The 12,354-nt window shown below is 68.7% G+C and carries 12 protein-coding genes; 5 read left to right on the top strand and 7 right to left on the bottom strand.

All coding sequences use genetic code 11. The annotated features are described in order from the left end of the window. Positions 1-5: 5 nt before the first annotated feature. A complete protein-coding gene (locus tag FHS98_RS16065; RefSeq protein WP_167107443.1) occupies positions 6-902 on the bottom strand; it encodes a prephenate dehydratase in 897 nt (298 codons plus the stop codon). Positions 903-1,056: 154 nt separating this feature from the next. Between FHS98_RS16065 and FHS98_RS16060 the strand changes: the two genes are divergently transcribed. Continuing rightward, positions 1,057-1,773, top strand: coding sequence for a c-type cytochrome (locus tag FHS98_RS16060; RefSeq protein ID WP_167107440.1), 717 nt, complete (start codon positions 1,057-1,059; stop codon positions 1,771-1,773). 47 nt (positions 1,774-1,820) lie between these two features. On the opposite strand, the gene FHS98_RS16055 is transcribed toward FHS98_RS16060, so the two are convergent. Together FHS98_RS16055 and FHS98_RS16050 are read right to left on the bottom strand one after the other, a co-directional pair. Then, entirely contained in the window at positions 1,821-2,726 is a 906-nt protein-coding gene (locus FHS98_RS16055) for an LOG family protein (RefSeq protein ID WP_167107437.1), read from the bottom strand. Positions 2,727-2,766: 40 nt separating this feature from the next. Then, on the bottom strand, positions 2,767-3,435 hold the full coding sequence (locus tag FHS98_RS16050; RefSeq protein WP_167107434.1) for an extensin family protein: 669 nt from the start codon (positions 3,433-3,435) through the stop codon (positions 2,767-2,769). A gap of 228 nt (positions 3,436-3,663) precedes the next feature. Here FHS98_RS16050 and FHS98_RS16045 point away from each other — a divergent pair, with 228 nt between their 5' ends. The 4 genes from FHS98_RS16045 (at position 3,664) to FHS98_RS16030 (ending at position 9,034) form a co-directional block, all read left to right on the top strand. Next, positions 3,664-4,854: a phosphoserine transaminase gene (locus FHS98_RS16045; RefSeq protein WP_167107431.1), complete on the top strand. Its 1,191-nt coding sequence runs from the start codon at positions 3,664-3,666 to the stop codon at positions 4,852-4,854. 115 nt (positions 4,855-4,969) lie between these two features. Beyond that, entirely contained in the window at positions 4,970-6,547 is a 1,578-nt protein-coding gene (gene serA, locus FHS98_RS16040) for a phosphoglycerate dehydrogenase (protein ID WP_167107428.1), read from the top strand. Positions 6,548-6,630: 83 nt separating this feature from the next. Then, positions 6,631-7,743 carry an ATP phosphoribosyltransferase regulatory subunit gene (locus FHS98_RS16035; protein WP_167107425.1) on the top strand — a complete coding sequence of 371 codons (1,113 nt, stop codon included), beginning with the start codon at positions 6,631-6,633 and terminating at the stop codon, positions 7,741-7,743. A gap of 1 nt (position 7,744) precedes the next feature. Further along, on the top strand, positions 7,745-9,034 hold the full coding sequence (locus tag FHS98_RS16030) for an adenylosuccinate synthase (protein WP_167107422.1): 1,290 nt from the start codon (positions 7,745-7,747) through the stop codon (positions 9,032-9,034). Between the two features lie 80 nt (positions 9,035-9,114). On the opposite strand, the gene FHS98_RS16025 is transcribed toward FHS98_RS16030, so the two are convergent. The 4 genes from FHS98_RS16025 to FHS98_RS16010 all read right to left on the bottom strand — a co-directional run bounded on the left by FHS98_RS16025 (position 9,115) and on the right by FHS98_RS16010 (position 12,352). Beyond that, on the bottom strand, positions 9,115-9,411 hold the full coding sequence (locus FHS98_RS16025) for a hypothetical protein (RefSeq protein WP_167107419.1): 297 nt from the start codon (positions 9,409-9,411) through the stop codon (positions 9,115-9,117). 120 nt (positions 9,412-9,531) lie between these two features. Continuing rightward, positions 9,532-10,605, bottom strand: coding sequence for a chorismate synthase (gene aroC / locus FHS98_RS16020; RefSeq protein ID WP_167107416.1), 1,074 nt, complete (start codon positions 10,603-10,605; stop codon positions 9,532-9,534). Continuing rightward, positions 10,605-11,408 (bottom strand): enoyl-ACP reductase FabI, encoded by an 804-nt coding sequence (gene fabI / locus FHS98_RS16015; RefSeq protein WP_167107413.1) that lies wholly within the window; start codon positions 11,406-11,408, stop codon positions 10,605-10,607. The genes aroC and fabI overlap by 1 nt, the downstream gene beginning before the upstream one ends. Then, entirely contained in the window at positions 11,396-12,352 is a 957-nt protein-coding gene (locus FHS98_RS16010) for a YihY/virulence factor BrkB family protein (protein WP_167107410.1), read from the bottom strand. Before FHS98_RS16010 ends, fabI begins: the two co-directional genes overlap by 13 nt. Between the last annotated feature and the right edge of the window lie 2 nt (positions 12,353-12,354).

The raw sequence follows: 12,354 nt of genomic DNA, 5'->3' as shown, positions 1-12,354 counted from the left end.
CCGCCCTAGAGGTCGCGGTTGCGCGCCTTGCGATAGGTGCCGAGGATACGCACCCAGCGCGAATAGAAGGCCAGTTCCTCCAGCGCGCGGGCGACGCCCGGCTCGTCGGGATGGCCCTCGATATCCGCGTAGAACTCGGTCGCCTGGAAGGCGCCGCCGCGCTGGTAGCTCTCCAGCTTGGTCATGTTGACGCCGTTGGTGGCGAAGCCGCCCAGCGCCTTGAACAGCGCGGCGGGGACGTTCTTCACCTGGAACATCAGCGTCGTCATATAGGGGCCGCTGCCCAGCTCCTCGGGCGCTTCGAGCGCCAGCGCGAGGAAGCGGGTGGTGTTGTCCTCCTCGTCGGCGATGCCCTCGGCGAGAATCGGCAGGCCGTAGAGTTCGGCCGCCAGACGCGGCGCCAGCGCCCCAAGCCGGGCGGGCGCGCCCATCTCCACCACGGCGGCGGCGGCGGCGGCGGTGTCCGGGAAGGGTATCGCCCGGATGCCATTCCCGCGCAGCCAGTGGCGGCACTGGCCCAGCGCCTGCGGGTGGCTCATCGCCTCCTCCACCTCGCCGAGCGTGCCCGAACCCAGCAGGCAGTGGCGGATCGGCAGGAAATGCTCGCCGATGATGGTGAGCCCGCTCTCCGGCAGCAGGAAGTGCATGTCGGCGACGCGGCCGTGCAGCGAATTCTCGATCGGGATCAGCGCGCGCTCGGCCCGCCCTTCGCGCACCGCGTCGATCGCATCCTCGAAGCCGAAGCAGGGCAGCGGCAGCGCGTCGGGAAAGGCCTCTCCCACCGCGATATGCGAATTGGCGCCCGGCGCGCCCTGAAAGGCGACGGCGCGGGCGGGATCGGCGGCGGCGGCGGCGGCCATCGTGTCGACGAGGACGGCGGCGGGGGCGGGATAGGTCTGCATGTAAAGCCGCGACTACGCGCTGTCCGGTGGTGGCTGCAAGCGCGCTTGCGCAGCCCGGTTGGCGATTCTATGCATTGGCTGCCTGTATCGCGCCTGTAACGGCGCTGGACATAAGCCGCCAGAATAGGCGTAAAAAAGGGGAGTGTTGCGGGGCATGGACGACCGGACCAACACGATCGCCGGCTGGGTACTTGCCGCGGGTATTGCCGCGCTTGGTCTGACAGTTGTCACGGGTGAATATTTTCACGCCGAGCGACCTGAGAAGATGGGCTACACCGTCGAGGGCGTCGAACAGGAAGCCGGCGCCGAAGCCGCTCCCGCCGAACAGCCCATCGAAGCCTATCTCGCCAAGGCGGACCCGGCGAAGGGCGCGGACGTCTTCAAGAAGTGCGGCGCCTGCCACACCGACCAGAAGGGCGGCCCCAACGGCATCGGCCCGCAGCTCTGGGATGTCGTCGGGCGCCCCCGCGCGACCGAGGCGGGCTTCGCCTATTCCGACGCGCTGAAAGGCAAGCCCGGCGCGTGGGACTGGGATACGCTCGGCCAGTGGCTGAAGAGCCCCAAGGACTTCGCGCCCGGCACCAAGATGACCTTCGCCGGCCTCTCCAACCCGCAGGACCGGGCGAACGTGATCGCCTATCTCAACACGCAAAGCGATGCGCCCAAGCCGTTGCCGACGGCGCCCGCCGCCGCTCCGGCCGCCGCCGCGGGCACCGCCGCCGCCGCCAAGCCGGGCGAGAACAGCGCCGGCGAGGGCGCCAAGAAGCAGCCGGTCATCACCGAGGCGCAGGCCGCCGCCAATCCCAAGGGTGCGGTCGGCGGCAATGCGGCGCCGGGCGTGACGGGCAACGAGGCCCAGCAGAAGAAGTAACCGTACGGGCGGCGCTTCCGGGGGCCACCCGGAAGCGCGTCCGTCGCTTACTCGGCCGCGACCACGTCCGGCATGTCGTAATAGTCGCGGACGATCTCCCACGCCTCTTCCGCCGTCTCGACGAAGCGGAACAGGTCGAGATCCTGCGGCGCGATCACGCCATAGTCGGCGAGCGCGCGCCAGTTGACCACCGTCTCCCAGAACTCGCGGCCGAACAGCAGGATCGGCAGCGGCGAGGTCTTGCCCGTCTGGATCAGGGTGAGCAGCTCGAAGAACTCGTCGAACGTGCCGAAGCCGCCGGGGAACACCGCCACCGCGCGGGCGTGCAGCAGGAAGTGCATCTTCCTGAGCGCGAAATAGTGGAAGCGCATCGAGAGGTGCGGCGTGACATAGGGGTTCGGCGCCTGCTCGTGCGGCAGCACGATGTTGAGGCCGATCGTATCCGCGCCGACGTCGCGCGCGCCGCGATTCGCGGCCTCCATGATCGAGGGGCCGCCGCCCGAGCAGACCACGAACTGGCGCTTGCCGTCGGCGTCGGGCGCGACACGGCTGGCGATCCGGGCGAGCTTGCGGGCCTCGTCGTAATAATGGGCGTTCGATGCGAGGCGCTCGGCGATGCGGCGCTGCTCGGGGGTCTTGGCGGCATCGACCAGCATCTTCGCCCGTTCGGGCTCGGGGATGCGCGCCGAGCCGTAGAACACGAAGGTGGAGGCGATGTCGGCCTCGTCGAGGATCACCTGGGTCTTGAGCAGTTCGAGCTGGAAGCGCACCGGGCGCAGATCCTCGCGCAGCAGGAACTCGTCGTCCTGGAAGGCGAGGCGGTAGGAAGGATCTTCCGTCTGCGGCGTCACCACCGCTTCGCGGGCGGTCTTCGCCTCGGTCTTGGCGGGAGCGAAGATGCGCTTGGGAACGCCGGCCTTGTCGCCGGCCGGAGTGCGGTTCTGATCGTTCATTGGCGGGGGTTTAGCCGTCCTTCATGACCGTGGGAAGATTTCAGCGGCAATAGGTGCCCGGCCCCATGTCGAAATGCAGGTGGTTGCGGTGGAGCGCATTGGCGTCCGGCCCGAGCACGATATGGAAGCGCCGGCACGCCGCGTCATGCACCGCGCGCAGGAAGTTGCGGGCATATTCGTCCGGCCCGTTCCAGTCGTTGAGCACGGTGATCCGTCGCCCATTGGCCAGCACGAAGCCCGAGATGTCCACCGCGTCGGACAGGCCATGTTCGGAGAGCTTGTTGCCCTCGACATTGTTGATCGGCCGGCAACTATAGGTGCCGAAGCTCTCGATCTTGACCACCGGCGAGGAGAGCCACGCCTCGGCCGCCTTCTGCGTCGCGTCGCGGGTCCAGCGGGTGAAGGCGTCGGCGAGCGGGCATGTCATCGCGCCGAGATTGGTGACGGGCATCCCTATGTCCGAAAGCTGCACCGTGCCGATCGCCGAGCAGCCGCCGCCGAACACCCGATCGGGCAGCACGCTGTATCGCGCGCCGTCGGCGGAGAGTTGGCTCAGGCACTGGCGCCGTGCCGCGGCGTCATAGGCCGGGCGCTCGGGCGGCGGGCGATATCGCACCGGCCCGCGCGCCGGCGGCCGCTTCTGCGGCACGCACGAAACGAGGAGCAGGGCAGCCGCCCCCAAGGCCGGAACCGAACGCAAACGACGCATAGGCTACCCTCCGCCCCGCCAGCCTAATCGGCCGGGGGAACGGGGTCATCTCCCCCTCGCATCCTCCCGGCTCATTTCGCCGCACGGACGGCGCCGCCGAAAGGAAATGTCGCCTCGAACGATCGATGCGACATATTTACGCGGTTGACTCCCCCGCCCGCGCCTCTAAAGGCGACGGCGGGCCACGCCGTCCCAACGCGGCGCGTGCTCTCTGTGAGGAGAGTCTATATGACTGATACGTTGCGTGCGGACGCCACTCTTGCGCCCGTTGAACATCCGACAGCGCCCAAGCCGGCGCGTCCCTTCTTCTCTTCCGGCCCCTGCGCCAAGCCTCCGGGCTGGGAAGCCGCGAACCTGCCGCACGCCTCGCTCGGCCGTTCGCACCGCTCGAAGCTCGGCAAGAGCCGCCTCGCCTACGCGATCGAGCTGACCCGCAAGATTCTTCAGGTGCCCGATACGCACCGCATCGGCATCGTCCCCGGTTCGGATACCGGCGCGGTCGAGATGGCGATGTGGACGATGCTCGGTGCCCGCCCCGTGACCACGGTGGCCTGGGAGAGCTTCGGTGAAGGTTGGGTCACCGATGCCGCCAAGCAGCTCAAGCTCGATCCGACGGTCGTCAAGGCGCCCTATGGCGAGCTGCCGGACCTCGCCGCGATCGATCAGGACAGCGACGTCGTCTTCACCTGGAACGGCACCACCTCGGGCGTGCGCGTGCCGAACGGCGACTGGATCAGGGACGACCGCGAAGGCCTGCTGATCTGCGACGCCACCTCGGCGGTGTTCGCGCAGGACGTGCCGATCGAGAAGCTCGATGTCGTCACCTTCTCCTGGCAGAAGGTGCTGGGCGGCGAGGGCGCGCATGGCGTCATCATCCTCTCGCCGCGCGCGGTCGAGCGGCTGGAGACCTACACGCCGAGCTGGCCGATCCCCAAGGTCTTCCGCCTGACCGCCAAGGGCAAGCTCTCCGAAGGCGTCTTCAAGGGCGAGACGATCAACACGCCGTCGATGCTGGCGGTGGAGGACTATATCCACTCGCTGGAATGGGCGCTGTCGCTGGGCGGGCTCTCGGGCCTGATCGCGCGCGCCGACGCCAACGCCGCGGCGCTCGACAAGATCGTGGCGGAGCGCGACTGGCTCGATCATCTCGCGGCTGATGCCTCGGTGCGCTCGAACACCAGCGTCTGCCTCAAGTTCGCGGGCGATGCGGTGAAGGGCCTCGACGATGACGGCCTGACCGCGATCGAGAAGAAGATGGTGTCGAAGCTCGAGGCCGAGGACGCCGCCTACGATCTCGGCTCGTATCGCGACGCTCCTCCGGGGCTTCGCATCTGGTGCGGCGCGACCGTCGAGACGGCCGACATCGAGGCGCTCGGGCCGTGGCTCGACTGGGCCTTCGCGAGCGCCAAGGCGGGCTGAACCTCTTCTTCCATTCCCGTCACCCCGGCGAAGGCCGGGGTCCAGGGCATCAGGCGCTGCGTGTGCGGCTCTGGATCCCGGCATTCGCCGGGATGACGAAGCAAAGGGCATCGACATGGCTAAAGTTCTGATTTCCGACAAGATGGACCCCAAGGCCGCCCAGATCTTCCGCGAGCGCGGGGTCGAGGTGGACGAGATCACCGGCAAGACGCCGGACGAGTTGAAGGCGATCATCGGCGACTATGACGGCCTCGCCATCCGCTCCTCCACCAAGGTGACGAAGGACATCCTCGCCCACGCGAAGAACCTCAAGGTCGTCGGCCGCGCCGGCATCGGCGTGGATAACGTCGACATCCCCGCCGCCTCGGCGGCCGGCGTGGTGGTGATGAACACCCCGTTCGGCAACTCGATCACCACCGCCGAGCACGCCATTGCGCTCATGTTCGCGCTCGCCCGCGACCTGCCCGAAGCCGACAAGTCGACCCAGGCCGGCAAGTGGGAGAAGAACCGCTTCATGGGCGTCGAGGTGACGGGCAAGACGCTCGGCCTGATCGGCGCGGGCAATATCGGCTCGATCGTCGCAGATCGCGCGCTCGGCCTGCGCATGAAGGTTGTGGCTTACGACCCCTTCCTCACCGAAGAGCGCGCCGTGGAGCTGGGCGTCACCAAGGCGACGCTCGACGAGCTGCTGGCCAAGGCCGACTTCATCACGCTGCACACCCCGCTCACCGACCAGACGCGCAACATCCTCTCGGCCGAGAATCTCGCCAAGACCAAGAAGGGCGTGCGCATCGTCAACTGTGCGCGCGGCGGGCTGATCGACGAGGCGGCGCTGAAGGCGGGGCTCGATTCGGGCCACATCGCCGGGGCCGCGCTCGACGTGTTCGTCACCGAGCCGGCCAAGGAATCGCCGCTGTTCGGCACGCCCAACTTCATCTCGACGCCGCATCTCGGCGCCTCCACGACCGAGGCGCAGGTCAATGTCGCGATCCAGGTGGCCGAGCAGATGGCCGACTTCCTCGTCTCGGGCGGCGTCACCAACGCGCTCAACATGCCGAGCCTGTCGGCCGAGGAAGCGCCCAAGCTCAAGCCGTACATGGCGCTCGCCGAGAATCTCGGCTCGCTGATCGGCCAGCTCGAGGGCGACGCGATCAAGGGCGTGGCGATCGAGGTCGAGGGCGCCGCCGCCGAGCTCAACCAGAAGCCGATCACCGGCGCGGTGCTGGCCGGGCTGATGCGCGTCTATTCGGACACGGTGAACATGGTCAACGCGCCGACGCTCGCCAAGGAGCGCGGGCTCGACGTGCGCGAGGTGCGCCATGATCGCGAGGGCGACTATCACACGCTGGTCCGCGTGACCGTCGACACGGCCAACGGCCAGAAATCGGTCGCGGGCACGCTGTTCGGCAATGCCTCGCCCCGCCTCACCGAGATCTTCGGCATCAAGGTGGAGGCCGATCTCGACGGCCCGATGCTCTACATCGTCAACGAGGACGCGCCGGGCTTCATCGGCCGCCTCGGCACGACGCTGGGCGAGGCGGGCGTCAACATCGGCACCTTCCACCTCGGCCGCCGCGCGGCGGGTGGCGAAGCGGTGCTGTTGCTCTCGGTCGACACCGCCGTCGGGGAGCCGCTGCTCGCCAAGGTGCAGACGCTTCCGGGCGTGAAGACCGTCAAGGCGCTGACGTTCTGATGCAACAGCCGGCCCGCCTCTCCGACCGGGGCGGGCCGGTAAGACTGGCATCGCGGCCAAACCACGCTAAAGGGGCTCACGCGATGACCTCACCCTCCCTCCTGCCCGAAGGGCTGCGCGACCGGCTGCCGCCGGAGGCCGAAGCGCTCGGCCGCGTCCGTGGAGCCGTGCTCCAGACCACCGAACTGAACGGCTATGCCCGTGTCGACCCGCCGCTGGCGGAGTTCGAGGCGACGTTGCTCGGCCGGCTCAAATCCTCGCGATCGACAGACCTGCTGCGCGTGATCGATCCGATCTCGCAGCGCACGCTGGCGCTCCGCCCCGACATCACCGCGCAGGTCGGCCGCATCGCGGTCACCCGCCTCGCCCACCGGCCGCGCCCGCTGCGCCTGTGCTATGCGGGACAGGTGCTCAAGGTGCGCGGCACCCAGCTCCGCCCCGAGCGCGAGATGTGCCAGGCCGGCGCCGAAATCGTCGGCACCGATTCGGTCGCGGCCGTGATCGAGGCGATCCGCGTGGCGCTCGACGCGCTCACCACCGCCGGGGCCACCGGGCTGTCGGTCGATCTCACGCTGCCCGATCTGGTGCCGCTGCTCGCCGCCGGGCCGATGCCGGTCGCCGATATCGAAGCGGTCATCCACGAACTCGACGGCAAGGACGCCGGCGCGCTCGCGGCGCTCGGTGCCGAAGCCTATCTGCCGCTGATCGAGGCGGCCGGCCCGGTCGATACGGCGACCGCCCAACTCGCGGCCCTCGATGTCGGCGGGCTGCTCGCCTCGCGGCTCGACGGCGTGCGCGCCATCGCCGCCGCGATCGGCGACCGCGCGACGCTCACCCTCGATCCGACCGAGCGTCACGGCTTCGAATATCAGAGCTGGATCGGCTTCTCGCTGTTCGCCGAGGGCGTGCGCGGCGAGGTCGGGCGCGGCGGCTCCTATTCGATCGTCCACCCGGACGGGCATGAGGAGCCGGCGGTCGGCTTCTCGCTCTATCTCGATCCGATCGTCGACGCGGGCGTGGCCCCGGAAGGCCGCGACCGCGTGTTCCTGCCGCTCGGTACTGACGACGCCACCGCCGCGCGCCTTCGGGCCGATGGCTATGCCACCGTCGCCGCCCTCTCCGATGCCGATGACGCCGCTGCGCTCGGCTGCACCCATATCTGGGCGACGAACGCCCTCCAATCGCTAGGAAACTAACATGGCCAACGTCACCGTCGTCGGCGCCCAGTGGGGCGATGAGGGCAAGGGCAAGATCGTCGACTGGCTCTCCGAGCGGGCCGAGGTCGTCGTCCGCTTCCAGGGCGGCCACAATGCCGGCCACACGCTCGTCGTGGGCGAGAATGTCTACAAGCTCTCGCTGCTTCCCTCGGGCATCGTGCGCGGCACGCTGTCGGTGATCGGCAATGGCGTGGTGCTCGATCCGTGGCATCTGCGCGACGAGATCGCCAAGCTGCGCGGCCAGGGCGTCACCATCACGCCGGACAATCTCCACATCGCCGAGACCTGCCCGCTGATCCTCCCCTTCCACCGCGACCTCGACGGCCTGCGCGAGGATGCGAGCGGCGCCGGCAAGATCGGCACCACGCGCCGCGGCATCGGCCCGGCCTATGAGGACAAGGTCGGCCGTCGCGCGATCCGCGTGTGCGATCTTGCCCATCTCGACGCGCTCGGCCCGCAGATCGAGCGCCTGTGCGCGCACCACGACGCGCTGCGCGCCGGCTTCGGCGAGCCGCCGATCGACCGCGAGCGGCTCTTGGCGGACCTGCGCGAGATCGCCGACGTCGTGCTGCCCTATGCGAAGCCGGTGTGGGTGTCGCTCAACGACGCCAAGCAGGCCGGCAAGCGCATCCTGTTCGAAGGCGCGCAGGGCATCCTGCTCGATGTCGACCATGGCACCTATCCGTTCGTCACCTCGTCGAACACGATCGCGGGCACGGCGGCCAATGGCTCCGGGCTCGGCCCCAGCGGCGCGGGCTTCGTCCTCGGCATCGCCAAGGCCTACACCACGCGCGTCGGCTCCGGCCCTTTCCCGACCGAGCAGGATAACGAGATCGGCGAGCGCCTCGGCACGCGCGGCCACGAGTTCGGCACCGTCACCGGCCGCAAGCGTCGCTGCGGCTGGTTCGATTCGGTGCTGGTGCGTCAGGCGGCGGCGGTGTCGGGCATCTCGGGCATCGCGCTCACCAAGCTCGACGTTCTGGACGGCTTCGACGAGATCAGGATCTGCGTCGGCTATCGCATCGGCGATCGCGATTACGACTATCTCCCGCCCCACGCCTCCGATCAGGCGGCGGTGGAGCCGATTTACGAGACGATCGAAGGCTGGAGCCAGTCCACCGCCGGCGCGCGGAGCTGGGCGGAACTTCCGGCCGCCGCGATCAAATATATCCGCCGCGTGGAAGAACTGATCCGCTGCCCGGTGGCGCTGGTCTCCACCAGCCCCGAGCGCGACGACACCATCCTCGTCCGCGATCCCTTCGCCGACTGACATAAAAAGGGCCGGAGCATCGCTGCTCCGGCCCTCCTTGCATGGCAGGCATGGAGACCCGCCTGCCCGCCACCAAGCGCTTATTTCGGCTTATGCTTGTGCTTGGTCTTCGTCGTGGTGGTCGTCGTGCCGCTGGTATCGGTGGCGCCCGTGGCCGAGCCCGCCGATGGATCGCCGGCCGGAGCCTGGGTGGCGCTGGGGTCGCCGGCCGGGGCCGTGGCGGGCGGTGTCGCGCTCATATCCCCGCTGGGCGCCGTCGTGCCCGAAGGCGGCGGAGCCTGCATCCCGCCGGGGGCTCCGCCCTGATCCGTCACCTGGGCGAAGGCCGCCGCCGGCATCAGAGCGATGGCCGCAGCGGCGATCAGAACATTACGCATCCTACTCTCCTCATGGTCTCTCCTGACGGAGGTTAACCATGAACGCGCCGCTATCCGGGCGGTGCCACGCCCCGCCGCCGGGCCGGAGCGGCTGGTCGGAGCGGGCGGATTTTCGTCGTGTCAGCGGCCCGTCTGGGCGCGGTGGAGCAATTTCTGGTCGGCGAGCACCAGCGCCATCATCGCCTCGACCACCGGGACCGCCCGGATGCCGACGCACGGATCATGGCGGCCCTTGGTGCGGATGTCGGACGCCTCGCCCTCGCGGGTGATCGTCTCGACGGGGGTGAGGATCGAGCTGGTCGGCTTCAACGCCACGCGCACGACCACCGGCTGCCCGGTCGCGATGCCGCCCGCGATGCCGCCGGCATGGTTGGCGAGGAAGACGGGCTTGCCATCCGGGCCGGGGCGCATCGGATCGGCGTTCCGCTCGCCGGTCAGCCGCGCCGCCTCGAAACCGTCGCCGATCTCGACGCCCTTCACGGCATTGATGCTCATCATTGCCGAGGCGAGTTCGCTGTCGAGCTTGGCATAAAGCGGCGCGCCCCAGCCGGCGGGGACGCCCTCGGCCACGCACTCGACCACCGCGCCGACCGAAGAGCCGGCCTTGCGCGTGCGGTCCATGATCTCCTCCCAGCGCGCCGCGGCAGCCGCGTCGGGGCAGAAGAAGGGGTTGGCGTCGATCTGCGCCGCGTCGAACGCGGCCGGATCGATGCGATCGCCGCCCAGCTCGACCAGATAGCCCCGGATGCGGACCTCCGGGATCGCGATGCGCGCCACGGCCCCTGCGGCCACCCGCGCCGCCGTCTCGCGCGCCGAGGAGCGCCCGCCGCCGCGATAGTCGCGGAAGCCGTACTTCGCGTCATAGGCATAGTCGGCATGGCCGGGGCGATAGGCCAGCGCCACCTCGGAATAATCCTTGGAGCGCTGGTCGACATTCTCGATGCTGAGGCTGATCGGGGTGCCGGTGGTCTTGCCCTCGAACACGCCCGACAGGATACGGACCCGGTCCGGCTCCTGCCGCTGCGTGGTGAAGCGCGAGGTGCCGGGGCGGCGCTTGTCCAGCCAGGGCTGGATATCCGCTTCGCCGAGAGGCAGCCCCGGCGGGCAGCCGTCCACCACGGCGCCCAGCGCCGGACCATGGCTCTCGCCCCAGGTGGTGAACCGGAAGACCCGGCCGAAGCTGTTCCAGCTCATCAGACGAGCGACATGTCAGGCGCGTCCTCGGCCTTCATGCCGATGACGTTGTAGCCGGCGTCGACATGATGGATCTCGCCCGTCACGCCCGCCGACAGATCGGACAGGAAGTAGAGCCCCGATCCGCCGACATCCTCGATGGTGACGGTGCGCTTGAGCGGCGCGTTCAGCTCGTTCCACTTCAGGATATAGTTGAAGTCGCCGATGCCGCGCGCGGCCAGCGTCTGGATAGGGCCGGCCGACACCGCGTTGACGCGAATCTTCTCCGCGCCGAGATCGACCGCGAGATATTTCACGCTCGTCTCCAGCGCGGCCTTGGCGACGCCCATCACGTTGTAATGCGGGATCACCTTCTCGGCACCGTAGTAAGTGAGCGTCAGGATCGAGCCGCCGTTCGGCATCATCTCGCGCGCCCGCTTGGCGACGGCCACCAGCGAGTAGGCCGAGATGTTCATCGTCATCAGGAAATTATCGAGCGTGGTGTCGTAGAATTTCCCGCGAAGCTGCGTCTTGTCCGAGAAGCCGATGGCGTGGACGACGAAGTCGATCGTCGGCCAGCGGCCCTTCAGCGTGTCGAACGCCGCATCGAGTGCGTCCATGTCGGACACGTCGCAATCGATCAGGAAATCCGAGCCCAGTTGCTCGGCGAGCGGACGGACGCGCTTTTCCAGCGCCTCGCCCTGGTAACTGAAGGCAAGCTCCGCACCGTGCTCGCGCAGCATCTTCGCGATGCCCCACGCCAGCGACTTGTCGTTCGCAAGGCCCATGATGAGCCCGCGCTTGCCTTCCATCAGACCGGCCATGATGCCTCCTCAGTCTCTTTGGGCGCCTCCTTTAGGCTTGGCGAGGGCGATTCCGCCAGTGCCGCGTTCACATGAGCGCCGATCACCATGCCGAGCCCCACCAGCCAGAAGAAGAACAACATGATGATGACGCCCGCCAGGCTGCCATAAGTGCGGTTGTAGCCGCCGAGCAGGCCGAGCACGACGGGCAGCAACGCCGTCGTCGCCAGCCACCAGATCGAGGTGAACAGCGCGCCGGGCCATTTCGGGCTGTTCGAGAAACGATAACGGCTCGGCGTCAGCGTGTAGAACAGGATGTAGAGCGCGCCGAACATCACCACGCCCGGCACGAGGCGGGAAAGGCCGATCCACCCCGCCACCTCCCGCGCGAAGGGCAGCAGCCGGTAGACGAACTGCTCGGCGGCGGTCAGCACCACCTGCATCGAGAAGGCCACCATCACCAGCATCACCGCGACGATGATGATCGCCACCGATCCCAGCCGCGCGTGCCAGAAGGCGCCGCTCGCGCGCAGGCCATAAGCGCGGCGCAGGATGTCGCGGATCGTCTCGATATAGCTGCCGACCGTCCACAGCCCGACGATCGCGCCCATCCAGAGCAGCGGCCCGGTGCGCGCCGCCAGCACCGAATCGATCGCCGGCCGGAGCAGCCCCGCCACCCCGTGCGGCAGCACGCGCAGGAAAGAGTTCACCGCCTCCGCCCCATCGCCCGAGCGGCCCAGGAGCTGGGCCAGCGCCGTCATGATGATGAAGAAGGGGAAAAGCGTCAGCAGCGTCAGATAAGCGAGGTTGCCGGCATGGATGAAGCCGTCCGAATAGACGCCGACGATGATGCGGCGGATCACCTCGAAGGCCTGCCCCGTCACCCCGAACCCCGCCTTCGCGCGCTCCAGCGTGCCGAGGCGGGCGGCGCGGGCCTCGGGGCTTTCGGGGGACAGGCCTTTCATCG

This window comes from Sphingomonas oligoaromativorans (genome assembly GCF_011762195.1).
Lineage (GTDB): Bacteria > Pseudomonadota > Alphaproteobacteria > Sphingomonadales > Sphingomonadaceae > Solisphingomonas > Solisphingomonas oligoaromativorans.
Note: the sequence above shows the minus strand (reverse complement) of the source record. Positions and strands in the feature narration are given on the sequence as shown.